Genomic DNA, 15,768 nt, shown 5'->3' on the forward strand with positions numbered 1-15,768 from the left:
CATAATCAGAATTCTTTTTTTATATCTCTGATCTTGGATCGAATTGAACGAATTACTTGAATTTGTTCATGACTTTCGTTTGTCTACTCGTCACGCTTACATGATTGTGTTTTCTTAAAGAACTTTTCGCGCTTCAACTTCCGTATCCGCTATATTCCGATAGGCATTGCGCCCCTCTTTATCGTTTTGTTTTCCCCTTCGTTTCCGTTGGGACTGCAAAGGTAGAAATCTTTTTTGAACTTCCAAAAACTTTTTCAAGTTTTTTTTCTTTTCTTTTTTTTCGATTTCCGCGTTTAAAATAAACTGAGCGGGATTTTAAATCCTGTCAGGCTTCTCTTAAACCCTTCTTTTTTCATGATTCCCTCTTTCGAAGCAACCGTTCCTCCCTTGCGGAGTGGTGCAAAGATAGGGAGTTTACCAACAAACTTCCAAGCCTTTTGTTTATTATTTTTTAACATTAAGGTTAACTAACTGTAACATTGAACGATTCATTTAAGATAGATATGCATTAAGCCGTCCAATCAGGTAAAATTAACCAATTAAACGGCCAAGCTGCTTGCTATAAATTTCAGTTCGCCCCCCTCCCTTAACAAGCAATTTCACAACTAAAAGGGCAAGTTTAAATACATTTTACTACGTTCTTCTATATCATATAAGGTCGCTATAGAAACAAAAAAGGTCCAGACGAATGTCTGGACCTTTCTATATAAAATAATCTATGATAGATTAATCTTCTTCTTTCGAAGCCAACAATTGATCGTACTCTTCGCGAGAACCGACAATTAAGTTGCTGTATTGACGGATACCTGTACCTGAAGGGATCAAGTGACCAACGATTACGTTTTCTTTCAAACCTAATAAGTTATCACGTTTACCTGCGATAGCAGCCTCGTTCAACACTTTTGTAGTCTCTTGGAAAGAGGCTGCAGAGATGAACGATTTCGTACCCAATGAAGCTCTGGTAATACCTTGCAACAATGGACTTGAAGTCGCCGGAATTGCTTCACGAACTTCAACAAGTTTTAAGTCACGACGTTTCAGACTAGAGTTTTCTTCTCTCAACTTACGTAAAGAAACAATTTGTCCCGGACGTAAATTATTGGAGTCTCCCGCATCAACAACAACTTTCTTGTCAAACAAGGAATCATTTTCTTCCATGAAATCCCATTTGTTAACTGCTTCTTTTTCTAAGAAACGCGTATCTCCTGGATCTTCGATGTTAACTTTTTGCATCATTTGGTGAACGATCGTCTCGAAGTGTTTATCGTTGATCTTTACACCTTGCAGACGGTATACCTCTTGGATACCATTCACAATGTAATGTTGCACCGCTGATGGACCTTTGATCGACAAGATATCCGCAGGAGAGATCGAACCATCTGATAATGGCATACCAGCTTTCACGAAGTCATTATCCTGAACAAGGATATGTTTAGAAAGAGGTACCAAGTATTTCTTGATTTGACCATCACGAGATTCGATAGACATCTCACGGTTACCGCGTTTCACACCACCCAATGTTACCACACCGTCGATTTCTGTTACAACAGCAGGGTTAGAAGGGTTACGTGCTTCGAATAACTCCGTTACACGTGGTAGACCACCTGTGATATCTCGCGTTTTACCTGTAGAACGAGGGATTTTAACAAGGATACCACCTTCTTTCACTGTTACACCATTAGCAACTGCAACGTGGGCGCCTACTGGGATATTGTAGGTACGAATAACCTCTCCCGATTTATCAAGAATCTTGATGGATGGGTTTTTCGTTTTATCGCGTGTTTCAATAATTACTTTCTCTTTGTGACCAGTTTGCTCATCTGACTCTTCACGGAAGGTAACACCTTCGATGATTGCATCAAATTCAACTTTACCGGCAAATTCCGAAATAATTACTGCATTATATGGATCCCATTCGACCAATTTATCACCTTTAGCTACTGTACCGCCATCCTCAACGAACAACTGTGAACCATAAGGAATATTTTGTTGGAATACGATTTTATTATGTGCATCAATGATCTTAACCTCACCAGAACGTCCTAAGACTACCTGATGTGTGCCATTATCGTTTGTTTGCGAAACAGTACGTACGTTTTCAAATTCGATTTTACCATCGTATTTAGAAATGATACTTGAATCAGCAGCAATGTTCGATGCCGTACCACCCACGTGGAATGTACGAAGTGTCAACTGTGTACCTGGCTCACCAATTGATTGAGCGGCAATAACACCCACAGCTTCACCTAACTGAACACGCTTACCTGACGCCAAGTTACGTCCGTAACAACAAGCACAAACACCACGCTTAGACTCACAAGTTAACACCGTACGAATCTCAATTCCTTCGATACCTGCTTTTTCGATAGTTTCAGCAATTTCCTCAGTGATATCTTCATTTGCAGAAACGATCAATTCGTCAGTATCCGGATGAAGAACGTCATGCAATGGTGTACGACCCAAAATACGATCGAACAATGGCTCAACAACATCATCATTATCTTTCAATGCTGTTGTATAAATACCACGTAAACCACCACAATCTTGTTCCACAACGATCATATCTTGCGCTACGTCATGTAAACGACGAGTCAAGTAACCCGCATCCGCTGTTTTCAATGCCGTATCGGCAAGACCTTTACGCGCACCGTGGGTAGAGATAAAGTACTCCAATACGGACAAACCTTCTTTAAAGTTTGACAAGATCGGGTTTTCGATAATCTCACCACCAGAAGTACCTGATTTTTGAGGTTTCGCCATCAAACCACGCATACCACATAACTGACGAATCTGCTCTTTCGAACCACGCGCTCCAGAATCCAACATCATGTAAACTGAGTTGAAACCTTGGTTATCATTCGAAAGAATATCCATAACGTGTGCAGTCAATCTGTTGTTGATACGCGTCCAGATATCGATGATTTGGTTATAACGTTCGTTGTTTGTAATGAAACCCATGTTATAGTTATTCATTACTTCTTCAACCTCGTTAGTTGCTTGTTGAATCAATTCAGCTTTCGCAGCAGGAATGTTCAAATCTTCCAAGTTGAACGAAAGACCACCTTTGAAGGCTGTTTGATATCCCAATTCTTTCATATCATCCAAGAATTGTGCTGCACGAGCCATACCCGTAGTCTTCACAATTTCACCGATGATATTACGCAAAGATTTTTTCGTAAGCAATTCATTGACAAAACCCATTTCCTCAGGAACAACTTGATTGAAGATCACACGACCTACAGTTGTTTCTAACAAGGTATCAACAATGCTACCATCTTTTTGTCTAACTTTTGTTTTTACTTTAATCCAAGCGTGAAGATCAATTTGCTTCTCATTTAAAGCGATGATAACCTCTTCAGCCGAATAGAAAATCATATCTTGACCTCTTACGATTTGATCACCAGCAGTTTTACGGCCTTTAGTAATATAGTAAAGACCCAATACCATGTCTTGAGATGGTACTGTGATTGGAGAACCATTCGCAGGGTTTAAGATATTGTGCGCACCTAACATTAAGATTTGGGCTTCCAAAACTGCAGCATTACCAAGAGGTAAGTGGACTGCCATCTGGTCACCGTCAAAATCGGCGTTGAACGCTGTACACACTAATGGGTGTAATTGAATAGCTTTACCCTCTACTAATGTAGGTTGGAAAGCCTGAATACCCAAACGGTGAAGCGTAGGTGCACGGTTTAGCAATACAGGGTGACCTTTCAATACATTCTCAAGGATATCCCATACCACAGGATCTTTACGATCAACGATTTTCTTAGCTGATTTTACTGTTTTTACAATACCACGTTCGATCATCTTACGGATGATAAACGGTTTGTAAAGTTCAGCAGCCATATCTTTAGGAAGACCACACTCGTGTAATTTCAAGTGAGGACCTACAACAATTACCGAACGAGCTGAATAATCCACACGCTTACCTAACAAGTTTTGACGGAAACGACCTTGTTTACCTTTCAAAATATCAGATAAAGACTTCAATGCACGGTTACCTTCTGTCTTAACAGCGTTCACTTTACGTGAGTTGTCAAACAAAGAGTCTACCGCTTCTTGAAGCATACGTTTTTCGTTACGTAAGATTACTTCAGGAGCCTTGATTTCGATCAAACGTTTTAGACGGTTGTTACGGATAATCACACGACGGTATAAGTCATTCAAATCCGAAGTCGCAAAACGACCACCATCCAAAGGCACTAAAGGACGCAATTCAGGTGGAATGATTGGAACGATTTTCACAATCATCCATTCTGGACGATTCTCGATATTTTCACGTGAACTACGGAAAGCCTCAACTACATGAAGACGTTTTAACGCTTCATTTTTACGTTGTTGAGAAGTCTCATTAGCAGCTTGGTGACGTAAGTCGTACGACAATTGATCCAAATCAATACGTTTCAACAAATCTTCTAACGCCTCAGCACCCATCTTAGCAACGAATTTTTGAGGATCGTTATCGTCTAAATATTGATTTTCTTTTGGTAAGGTATCTAAAATATCTAAATATTCTTCTTCAGTCAAGAAGTCCATGAAGTTGATACCATCTTCTTCCTTAATACCAGCTTGGATAACCACATAACGTTCGTAGTAAATGATCATATCCAATTTCTTGGTAGGAAGTCCCAATAAATAACCAATTTTATTAGGAAGAGAACGGAAGTACCAAATGTGCGCAACAGGAACCACCAAGTTGATATGTCCCATACGCTCACGACGTACCTTTTTCTCTGTTACTTCAACACCACAACGGTCACATACAATACCTTTATAACGGATACGTTTGTATTTACCACAGTGACATTCGTAATCCTTTACAGGACCAAAAATGCGCTCACAGAATAAACCGTCACGTTCTGGTTTGTAGGTACGATAGTTAATCGTTTCCGGTTTTGTAACTTCACCACTTGAGCGTTCCAAAATAGTTTCTGGAGAAGCCAAGCTGATCGTAATCGAAGTGAAGTTGCTTTTAATTTTATTATCTTTTTTGTAAGACATACTTATTCAAAAGTTAAAGCTTTATAAAGAAGCTTTGAAGGACTGAGCCCTTCAAAGCCCTATTTGCTTAATTAATCCAATGTGATATCTAGACCCAATCCACGTAACTCGTGTACCAATACGTTGAACGATTCTGGTACCGATGGTGTCGGAAGGTTGTTACCTTTTACGATTGCCTCGTAAGTTTTGGCACGACCAACCACGTCATCCGATTTCACAGTCAAGATTTCTTGAAGGATGTTAGACGCACCAAATGCTTCCAATGCCCAAACCTCCATCTCACCGAAACGTTGACCACCGAATTGCGCTTTACCACCCAGAGGTTGTTGCGTGATCAATGAGTACGGACCGATTGAACGTGCGTGCATTTTATCATCAACCATGTGACCTAATTTCAACATGTAGATTACACCCACTGTCGTCGGTTGATCGAAACGGTCACCTGTCAATCCGTTGTACAAATATGTACGTCCAGATTTTGGTAAGCCAGCTTTCGCAACCCAATCTTGTACCTGATCCATTTCAGCACCATCAAAGATAGGTGTAGCAAATTTCACACCCAATTTTTGACCTGCCCAACCCAATACGGTTTCGTAGATCTGTCCCAAGTTCATCCGTGAAGGTACCCCTAGTGGGTTCAACACGATATCAACTGGTGTTCCATCTTCTAAGAATGGCATATCCTCGTCACGTACGATACGTGCAACGATACCTTTGTTACCGTGACGACCGGCCATCTTATCCCCTACTTTCAACTTACGTTTTTTAGCAACGTAAACTTTAGCCATCTGCACAATTCCTGATGGAAGTTCATCACCGACAGATACTGCGAATTTATCACGTTTGAATGAACCTAGCTCTTCATTAATTTTGATATTGTAATTATGAAGGGCCATTTTGATCAACTCGTTTTTATCTTCGTCAGTTGTCCATCCCATTGGGTTGATGTTGTTGTAATCCAATTCAGCTAAGATTTTTTGTGTAAACTTAGCACCCTTAGCAACCAACAACTCTTTATATACATTGTAAACACCTTGGCTTGTTTTACCATTCACTACAGTGAATAATTTTTCAACCAAACGATCTTTCAATGATTTAACAGCTCTATCGTGAGCAACCTCTAGTTTCTCTAAAGTTTTACGCTCAACCTCTTTAGACATTTTCTTCGCACGCGAGAATAACTTCGTATCGATAACAACACCTTTTAATGATGGTGGAGTTTTCAATGAAGCATCTTTCACGTCGCCAGCTTTGTCACCAAAGATTGCACGTAACAATTTCTCTTCTGGAGAAGGATCAGACTCACCTTTAGGTGTGATTTTACCAATTAAGATATCACCACCACCAACTTCAGCACCGATACGGATAATACCGTTTTCGTCTAAGTCTTTTGTCGCTTCTTCAGATACGTTAGGAATATCAGCTGTTAACTCTTCTTCACCACGTTTTGTATCACGAACTTCAAGTTCGAATTCTTCAATGTGAAGAGAAGTAAACCAGTCTTCTTTCGCTACACGTTCGGAAATTACGATCGCATCCTCAAAGTTATATCCTTGCCAAGGCATGAACGCTACTTTCAAGTTACGACCTAATGCCAATTCACCATTTTCAGTCGCATAACCTTCACATAATACCTGTCCTGGTTCAACTCGCTGACCTTTCTTAACGATAGGCTTCAAGTTCATACATGTATTTTGGTTGGTTTTCTTGAATTTGATCAATTTATATGTTTTGACATCATCATCGAATGATACAAGACGATCATCGTCGTTTCTGTCATAACGGATCTTGATTTCATCAGCATCTACATATTCTACTACACCATGACCTTCCGCATTGATCAATGTGCGTGAATCTTTCGCAACACGACCTTCAAGACCAGTACCTACAATAGGAGCTTGTGGACGCAATACAGGCACGGCCTGACGTTGCATGTTCGATCCCATCAATGCACGGTTGGCATCATCGTGTTCCAAGAAAGGAATTAATGAAGCCGCAATAGATGTAATTTGGTTTGGAGCAACGTCCATATAATCAAGCATATTAGGCTCGATAATTGGGAAGTCACCCTCATATCTGGCTTTCACTTTCGCATCTTCGAAATTACCTTTGTCATCATACAAAGCATTCGCTTGTGCGATTGTTTTACCATCTTCATCCTCAGCAGATAAATATACGACTGGCTCGTCAACCACAACAATCCCATCTTTTACCTTACGGTAAGGAGTCTCGATAAATCCTAAGTGGTTAATTTTCGCATGTACAGCCAATGAGGAGATCAAACCGATGTTTGGACCCTCAGGAGTTTCAATTGTACAAAGACGACCGTAGTGTGTATAGTGAACGTCACGAACCTCGAAACCTGCACGCTCACGGGAAAGACCACCTGGACCTAAAGCTGACAAACGACGCTTGTGCGTAATTTCAGCAAGAGGGTTAGTCTGGTCCATGAACTGAGACAACTGGTTTGTACCGAAGAACGAATTGATTACCGACGAAAGTGTACGTGCGTTAATCAAATCGGTAGGTGTAAACACCTCATTATCACGAATGTTCATACGCTCACGGATTGTACGAGCCATACGAGATAGACCTACACCAAATTGAGCATATAATTGTTCACCTACAGTACGTACACGACGGTTTGACAAGTGGTCAATATCATCTACTTCAGCTTTAGAGTTGATCAAATTGATCAAATACTTCACAATCGCAATGATATCCTCACGGGTTAATACTTTCGTCTCATCCGGAGTTCCCAACTTCAACTTACGATTGATACGGTAACGACCTACATCACCTAAATCGTAACGTTTGTCAGAGAAGAATAAACGATCGATGATACCACGAGCAGTTTCCTCATCTGGTGGTTCAGCGTTACGCAATTGACGATAGATATGCTCCACCGCTTCTTTTTCTGAGTTGGACGTATCTTTTTGTAAAGTGTTATATATAATAGAATAGTCCGCATTGTTTGACTCATCATCTTTTGCTAAGATAATAGACTTAACGCCAGCTTCGATAATCAAATCAATGTGATCTTCTTCTAGAACAGTTTCACGCTCAAGGATAATTTCGTTACGGTCGATAGATACTACTTCACCTGTATCTTCATCCACGAAATCTTCTACCCATTTTTTCAATACCCTAGCCGCAAGACGACGACCAACATATTTTTTAAGACCAGATTTACTAACTTTTACTTCATCCGCTAAATCGAACAATTCTAAGATATCTTTATCCGAATCGTAACCGATAGCACGCAATAAGGTCGTAACTGGAAATTTCTTTTTACGGTCGATATAAGCATACATGACGTTGTTTACGTCAGTTGCAAATTCGATCCAAGATCCTTTGAAAGGAATTACCCTTGCAGAATAAAGTTTAGTACCATTTGTGTGTCTACTTTGACCAAAGAAAACGCCTGGTGAACGGTGTAATTGCGATACGATGACACGCTCTGCACCATTTACCACGAAAGTACCTTTAGGAGTCATATAAGGGATAGTCCCTAAATATACATCCTGAACAATGGTTTCGAAATCTTCGTGTTCTTCATCATTACAAGATAACTTTAACTTAGCCTTTAAAGGAACGCTATAAGTCAAGCCGCGCTCGATACACTCTTGGATATCATAACGTGGTGGATCAATGAAATAATCCAAAAACTCTAGCACAAAAATGTTTCTTGAATCAGAAATAGGGAAGTTTTCCGAGAATACCTTGAACAGCCCTTCCTGATGGCGGTTGTCAGAAGTAGTTTCTAATTGAAAAAACTCCTTGAAAGATTCCAATTGCACATCTAAGAAATCTGGATATTCCAATACTTTCTTACTTGTCGCAAAGTTTATTCTTTCTTGTTGAATATTATTGTTTGCCAAGGGAATATGAATTTTAGTTTTAAAAAAACTGCGCTTACACTTATGCTGTAAACCACCTTTCCACTGTGCCCAGCATATACACAGCATAGTGGCGTATTGATATAAATAGGAATAGACTCTGACGAAAAATCGTCAGAGTCTAAACCTTTTCGGGCTAATTAGTTGAGATTATTTAATCTCAACAACAGCACCAGCTTCTTCTAATTGTTTTTTCAAAGCTTCTGCTTCGTCTTTAGATACACCAGTTTTTAATTCTTTAGGTGCTCCGTCAACTAAATCTTTAGCTTCTTTCAAGCCTAATCCAGCTAAATCTTTAACCAATTTAACTACAGCTAATTTTTGACCACCAGCTTCTTTCAAGATAACGTCAAATGAAGTTTTCTCTTCAGCAGCAGCAGCACCACCTTCAGCTGGAGCAGCAGCTACAGCAACAGCAGCAGCAGCAGGCTCGATGCCATACTCGTCTTTTAAGATATCAGCTAATTCTTTAACTTCTTTTACTGTTAAGTTAACTAACTGTTCAGCAAGTTGTTTTAAATCTGCCATTTTATTTTGAATTTTTGAATGTACTTTATAAAAATTGTTAATTAAATTGTAACGAATGTTTCTGTTCTAGAGGATTCGTTAACCTCTTTCTTCTAAAGCTTTTACTAAACCTGCAACAGTATTTCCTCCTGATTGAAGAGCTGAAATAACATTTTTCGCAGGAGATTCCAAGGCTGCGATAACGTCCGCAATAAGTTCGTTTTTAGATTTAAGATTAACTAATGCAGTTAATTGATTATCTCCAACGAATGCAGTTGCTTCAATGAATGCCGCTTTTAACAACGGTTTTTCACCTGATTTACGCAATTCTTTGATTAATTTCGCAGGTGCGTTAGCGACTTCCGAAAACATCATTGTAGACGCTCCTTTAAGCGTTCCAAAGATTTCTTCTTCATCAACACCAGCTTCGATTAATGCTTTCTTGATTAAAGTGTTTTTTACAGCTTTAATCTCGATGCCTTGTTCAAAACATTTACGACGAATGTTATTCACTTTTTCAACGGACAACTCAGCAGTATCGGTAATATAGAAGTTACCGTAAGATTTAATCTGTTCGGCCAAAGCTAGAACAATTTCTTGTTTTTCTTCTTTTCTCATGATTAAATACCTGCTACTGATTTAGTCTCAATATGAATACCAGGACTCATAGTTGAGGAAATGTGAATACTTTTAAAGTAAGTTCCTTTAGCTGCAGATGGTTTCAAACGAGCTAGAGTTTGTAATACCTCTAGTGCGTTATCATATATCTTATCTGCATCGAACGACGCTTTACCAATAGAAGTATGGATGATACCGGTTTTGTCAACTTTGAAATCGATCTTACCACCTTTTACATCTGTTACAGCTTTACCAACTTCTGTTGTAACTGTACCAGTTTTAGGGTTAGGCATCAAGTTTCTCGGGCCTAAAATACGACCCAATTTACCAACTTTAGCCATAACACTAGGCATAGTAATAATGATATCAACGTCAGTCCAACCACCTTCAATTTTGCTGATGTAATCATCTAAACCTACGTAGTCTGCACCTGCCGCTTTAGCTTCTTCTTCCTTATCAGGAGTACATAAAACTAAAACACGAACAGTTTTACCAGTACCGTGAGGTAATGTTGCAATACCACGAACCATTTGATTTGCTTTACGAGGATCTACGCCCAAACGAACGTCGATATCCACAGAAGCATCAAATTTGGTCAATGAGATTTCTTTAACTAAAGCCGAAGCTTCTTTTAAAGAGTATGCTTTACCAGCTTCAATTTTGGATAGTGCCGCTTTTTGATTTTTTGTTAATCTAGCCACTTTTCTTAAATTGATTTCTTAATTAATTGTTCCAAGGAGCATTACCTGATACAGTAATACCCATACTACGTGCTGTACCAGCTACCATTCTCATAGCAGCCTCTACAGTAAATGCATTTAAATCAGGCATTTTATCTTTAGCGATTGTCTCAACTTGTTCCCAAGTGATAGCCGCAACTTTTTTACGGTTAGGCTCGCCAGATCCACTTTTTAATTTAGCAGCGTCTTTCAACTGAACAGCTACCGGTGGAGTCTTGATGATAAAATCAAATGATTTATCAGCGTAAACTGTAATGACAACAGGTAATACTTGACCTGGTTTGTCTTGCGTACGAGCGTTAAACTGCTTACAGAAATCCATGATATTCACACCTTTAGCACCTAATGCAGGTCCTACTGGAGGTGAAGGATTCGCAGCTCCGCCCTTAACTTGTAATTTTACTAACGCACTGACTTCTTTTGCCATTTTGTTTTGAATTTAATTTTGTTAAATGTCTGTTAGTAAGTTGGAAGCAAATAACGTAACATTCATCGGCCAGGACGTAACACCCCAACCGAGGTGCAAAGTTAATAAGAAGATTTGAATCCTGCAAGTATCTAACTTTTAATTTTTCAGGAATTTATGTTTTTTTACATCCTAGCCCAGATTGCCCATCCTTCTACAAAAAAAAATCTTGACACTTTTCTAAATATTAACACTAGAATTATCGGTTTTAGCAAATTCACATCAGCTCTACTGTCCTTTAATAGACTTCAACACCTTATCCAATACCGGATCTTTACCCTTGATAACATCATCAACACTCCGTACGACAGGAACATCCGGCATTACACCCCGCCCCTCTTCTGACACTTGATAATAAGGTTTGACATCCATTAAGCCAAAACGCCAACGTAGATGGGAGTTCGGAAGTTTCAGCACAGGAAGAGATCCGGCAACTGTCCCATTGGCAGCCCCACCAGTTTCCTCCCCCACAAAAACAGCCCGCTTCCCAACTTTTAGATTTGTAGCAATTAAACTCGCTGCAGAAAAAGTCCCGCCATCAATCAGTACATATAAATTACCACGATAGCGACTACTTTTGGATTTTTCGACTTTACTCCCTGTAAGGTGGGTATAATTTATCCCATCTTTGGAAAAGCTTTTTGTCCAGGACACGACAGCACTTGGTATAATAAATGGTGATAAAACGGGATAAGACCAGCCCGGCAATCCTTTTATCTGATAAAACGGCAAGTTGAATTTTGAGGTGATAACTGCCGGCTGAACAAATTGGAATTTATCTGCTTCAACCAGATAGCTATATAATTCACGGACATCGGACAAACGTCCGCCCAAATTGCCACGAAGATCCAAGATCAGGTATTGTACTGAATTAAGCTCAAGGCGATCAAAAATTCTTCTATAGGCTTCTTTTGGACGCCCATACGAAAAGTCAACCACTTTCAATGAAGCAACACTACTATCGCCTTTGACAGGGAAAGAGAGCTGTTTACTCATTCTTTTTAGATTGGCATTATAACCGAATATTTTGCGCTGCTTTTTCGTGTCGGACTTCTTTTCGGAAGGCTTCTTATTCGTTTTTTCTGTCGCAGCATGGCTGGTTCCCACCTTTCCCTTCTGTTCAGCGGCTTCAAACCTTCTGACAACAGTCCGCTCATATGTACTATCGGCACGAGAAAACAAAACCGAGATAGAATCTTTATACCCCAGTTCCAATTGGTAATACCGTGGTAATAAACGCTCGAAAGCCTGATCTATAAATGTTGTATTATAGCCGTCCGACGTAAAGGTTGGACGATATTTTGTGTACAGATTTTGCGGTTGTATCCCCTCAATGGCAAGAATTTTAGAGCCTGCTACCAAACTTGAATCTAACGTCCCATTTTTTGAGAGATAGAGTGTATTTTCTTGCCAATGAAAGCCCAATTGCGAAAAGGGCCCCTTGCTTTTTTGATAGCGGACCTTATCTTTACCTTTCGGATCAAATTTGGAAATAAGCGGACTCAGGGTCATATGTCCCTGCCGAACTTGGGCCAGTACAGAAGCTAATGCCAGCTGAAACTGATTGGGCAATAATGGCTGGTGGATCGCCCTACGAAGGCTGTCGAACTTAACCTTTAACTGATCCTCCCCCACATACAGAAACAAGTCTGGATGCATTTTCCATAAGTTATGCTCAACATAGTTGATATCTTGCTGCATAGCTTCCACTGCCAGGGGAGTTTCAATAAACCGATTGTACTTCTCGACATTTGCACAGCTCAGCAATGTCAGCACATACACCAATACAAATAGATAAATAGTTGGCCTTTTCATTTGTAGTAAGATACAAAAAAAAGCCTTCCAATTTTCATGAAAAGCTTTTCTCTATCGTTAATTACTAATCTTACTCTTTTTCTACTTGCATGTAGTTTAGTTCAAGTGGAGTCTTACGACCGAAGACCTTCACCATCACGATTAATTTCTTTTTATCTTCGTGGACTTCTTCGATTTCTCCGGTAAATCCATTGAAAGGACCATCGTTTACTTTCACTGTTTCACCCACATAGTAAGGAACGTTAATGGTTTCACCTTGCTCGGCCATTTCATCCACTTTACCTAGGATACGATTTACTTCTGCTTGGCGCAAAGGGACCGCATTACCAGCTTTATCTCCCAAGAAACCAATTACGCTATTGATATTTTTGATGATATGCTCTAACTCACCGTCAAGAGCTGCTTCTAATAATACATAACCAGGATAGTAGTTACGCTCTTTAGCAACTTTCTTTCCATCACGCATCAAGTAGTATTTTTCCATTGGAATCAACACCTGAGGAATCAAGTGCTCAATACCTAAACGGCTAACTTCGGCATCAATATATTGCTTTACTTTCTTTTCTTTACCACTTACAGCACGAACTACGTACCACTTTAAACCTTGATCTGCCATAAATAAATACGATTGAAAAATTAAGAAGCAATACCGTACAAGAATTCTAACCCTACGCTTGAAGCTTTATCCATTACAAAGACAACCAATGCAATAAGAAGAGATGCAACAAGCACAATAACAGCTGAACTTTGTAACTGAGACCATGTAGGCCAAGTCACTTTCTCAGTGATCTCTACATAAGAGTCTTTAAAAAAATCAAGTACTTTTGCCATTTTAGTTTATCTGTTTTTATAAGCACGGGCACCAGGACTCGAACCCAGACCAAAGGTTTTGGAGACCTTCGTTCTACCTTTAAACTATGCCCGTGTATTTCTTATTTTGTGATGCAAATATAGTGTTTTAAACCACTTTCTGCAAATATTTTTTCACTTTTTTTTTATTTTAATCCGATAAATCGCTTATCGAAAAAATAAGCTAATCAACCTCAGTCGATTAGCTTATTCTATGTGATTCTAAATCTTTATTAAAGACTAGATAATTTCAGTTACCTGACCAGCACCTACTGTACGACCACCCTCACGGATAGCGAAACGTAGACCTTTTTCCATTGCAATAGCAGAAATTAATTTCACGCTGATTGTAACGTTATCACCTGGCATAACCATTTCAGTACCTTCTGGTAAAGAGATTTCTCCAGTTACGTCAGTTGTACGGAAATAGAATTGAGGACGGTATTTGTTGAAGAATGGAGTGTGACGACCACCTTCAGCTTTTGACAATACGTAAACCTCAGCTTTGAAATGATCGTGAGGAGTTACTGAACCTGGTTTACAGATAACCATACCACGTTTGATATCAGTTTTCTCAATACCACGTAACAATAAACCTACGTTATCACCAGCCTCACCGTAATCTAAGATTTTACGGAACATCTCAACACCTGTTACTGTAGATTTCAAGTTCTCAGCACCCATACCTAAGATCTCAACTGGATCACCAGAGTTGATTACACCTCTTTCGATACGACCTGTAGCAACTGTACCACGACCTGTGATCGAGAATACATCTTCTACTGGCATCAAGAAAGGTAATTCAGTCAAACGTGGAGGAATTGGAATGTAGTTATCTACAGCATCCATTAATTCCATGATTTTCTCAACCCACTCAGGCTCACCGTTCAATGCACCTAAAGCAGAACCTTTGATTACAGGGATATCATCACCTGGGAATTCGTAGAATGATAATAACTCACGAACTTCCATTTCAACTAAGTCTAACAACTCAGCGTCGTCAACTAAGTCAGTTTTGTTCATGAATACTACTAACGCAGGAACACCTACTTGGCGAGCCAACAAGATGTGCTCACGAGTTTGAGGCATAGGACCATCAGTCGCAGCAACTACGATGATAGCACCGTCCATTTGAGCAGCACCAGTTACCATGTTCTTAACGTAGTCAGCGTGACCTGGACAGTCAACGTGTGCATAGTGACGGTTAGCTGTAGAATATTCTACGTGTGCAGTATTGATTGTGATACCACGCTCTTTTTCTTCAGGAGCAGAGTCAATTGAATCAAATGAACGAGCTTCTGACAAACCTTTATCAGCCAATACTTTAGTGATAGCAGCTGTAGTTGTAGTTTTACCGTGGTCAACGTGACCGATAGTACCAATGTTTAAGTGTGGTTTACTACGGTCAAATTTCTCTTTTGCCATGTTTATGCGAATTAGTAATTATAAATTATTTCTATTTGTTATATACTCTTGCTTAACTTTTACACAAGTACGAGCCAAAGATGGGATTTGAACCCACGACCTCTTCCTTACCAAGGAAGTGCTCTACCCCTGAGCTACTTCGGCTTACTAAAAAACCTTATTTACGTATTAATGCCCCCACCTTTAGATACATTATTATCAAAGAAGATAGAGACTAAATTTAATACTTGAAAAATTTGAGCGGAAGACGAGGTTCGAACTCGCGACCTATAGCTTGGAAGGCTATCGCTCTACCAACTGAGCTACTTCCGCTTAATAATTAGAAACTAGAATAAACCTAATACTCTAATTAAAATAAAGTGTGGAGGGAGAAGGATTCGAACCTTCGAAGCCGAAGCAACGGATTTACAGTCCGTCCCATTTGACCGCTCTGGAACCCCTCCAG

12 protein-coding genes and 4 tRNA genes are annotated in these 15,768 nt (G+C 39.6%); all 16 read right to left on the reverse strand.

Annotation, left to right across the window (positions count from 1 at the left end):
- Positions 1 to 114: 114 nt before the first annotated feature.
- The gene (locus tag GVK91_RS16985) at positions 115 to 258 is read right to left on the reverse strand and encodes a hypothetical protein (RefSeq protein ID WP_159730427.1); all 144 of its coding nucleotides are present in this window, start codon (positions 256 to 258) and stop codon (positions 115 to 117) included.
- Between the two features lie 35 nt (positions 259 to 293).
- Positions 294 to 458 carry a hypothetical protein gene (locus GVK91_RS16990; RefSeq protein ID WP_159730429.1) on the reverse strand — a complete coding sequence of 55 codons (165 nt, stop codon included), beginning with the start codon at positions 456 to 458 and terminating at the stop codon, positions 294 to 296.
- A gap of 268 nt (positions 459 to 726) precedes the next feature.
- Complete coding sequence (gene rpoC / locus GVK91_RS16995; protein WP_153847174.1) at positions 727 to 5,004, reverse strand: DNA-directed RNA polymerase subunit beta'; 4,278 nt, start codon at positions 5,002 to 5,004, stop codon at positions 727 to 729.
- Between the two features lie 71 nt (positions 5,005 to 5,075).
- Positions 5,076 to 8,885, reverse strand: coding sequence for a DNA-directed RNA polymerase subunit beta (rpoB, locus tag GVK91_RS17000; RefSeq protein ID WP_153847175.1), 3,810 nt, complete (start codon positions 8,883 to 8,885; stop codon positions 5,076 to 5,078).
- A 168-nt stretch (positions 8,886 to 9,053) separates the two neighbouring features.
- Positions 9,054 to 9,431, reverse strand: coding sequence for a 50S ribosomal protein L7/L12 (gene rplL / locus GVK91_RS17005; RefSeq protein ID WP_003011668.1), 378 nt, complete (start codon positions 9,429 to 9,431; stop codon positions 9,054 to 9,056).
- 78 nt (positions 9,432 to 9,509) lie between these two features.
- A complete protein-coding gene (rplJ, locus tag GVK91_RS17010) occupies positions 9,510 to 10,028 on the reverse strand; it encodes a 50S ribosomal protein L10 (RefSeq protein ID WP_046672239.1) in 519 nt (172 codons plus the stop codon).
- Positions 10,029 to 10,030: 2 nt separating this feature from the next.
- Positions 10,031 to 10,729, reverse strand: a complete 699-nt coding sequence (gene rplA / locus GVK91_RS17015; protein WP_046672240.1) for a 50S ribosomal protein L1 — start codon at positions 10,727 to 10,729, stop codon at positions 10,031 to 10,033.
- 22 nt (positions 10,730 to 10,751) lie between these two features.
- On the reverse strand, positions 10,752 to 11,195 hold the full coding sequence (rplK, locus tag GVK91_RS17020; RefSeq protein WP_028072660.1) for a 50S ribosomal protein L11: 444 nt from the start codon (positions 11,193 to 11,195) through the stop codon (positions 10,752 to 10,754).
- Between the two features lie 267 nt (positions 11,196 to 11,462).
- Positions 11,463 to 13,049 carry a S41 family peptidase gene (locus GVK91_RS17025; protein ID WP_159730431.1) on the reverse strand — a complete coding sequence of 529 codons (1,587 nt, stop codon included), beginning with the start codon at positions 13,047 to 13,049 and terminating at the stop codon, positions 11,463 to 11,465.
- A gap of 70 nt (positions 13,050 to 13,119) precedes the next feature.
- Complete coding sequence (gene nusG, locus GVK91_RS17030; RefSeq protein ID WP_046672242.1) at positions 13,120 to 13,665, reverse strand: transcription termination/antitermination protein NusG; 546 nt, start codon at positions 13,663 to 13,665, stop codon at positions 13,120 to 13,122.
- 20 nt (positions 13,666 to 13,685) lie between these two features.
- Positions 13,686 to 13,880, reverse strand: coding sequence for a preprotein translocase subunit SecE (gene secE, locus GVK91_RS17035; RefSeq protein ID WP_028072657.1), 195 nt, complete (start codon positions 13,878 to 13,880; stop codon positions 13,686 to 13,688).
- A 23-nt stretch (positions 13,881 to 13,903) separates the two neighbouring features.
- A tRNA-Trp gene (locus GVK91_RS17040) sits at positions 13,904 to 13,974 on the reverse strand.
- Positions 13,975 to 14,138: 164 nt separating this feature from the next.
- Positions 14,139 to 15,323, reverse strand: a complete 1,185-nt coding sequence (gene tuf, locus GVK91_RS17045; protein WP_153847177.1) for an elongation factor Tu — start codon at positions 15,321 to 15,323, stop codon at positions 14,139 to 14,141.
- A 72-nt stretch (positions 15,324 to 15,395) separates the two neighbouring features.
- A tRNA-Thr gene (locus tag GVK91_RS17050) sits at positions 15,396 to 15,467 on the reverse strand.
- Between the two features lie 95 nt (positions 15,468 to 15,562).
- A tRNA-Gly gene (locus GVK91_RS17055) sits at positions 15,563 to 15,635 on the reverse strand.
- Positions 15,636 to 15,685: 50 nt separating this feature from the next.
- Positions 15,686 to 15,766: transfer RNA gene (locus GVK91_RS17060), tRNA-Tyr, on the reverse strand.
- Between the last annotated feature and the right edge of the window lie 2 nt (positions 15,767 to 15,768).

The organism is Sphingobacterium sp. 18053 (assembly GCF_902706145.1).
Lineage (GTDB): Bacteria > Bacteroidota > Bacteroidia > Sphingobacteriales > Sphingobacteriaceae > Sphingobacterium > Sphingobacterium paramultivorum.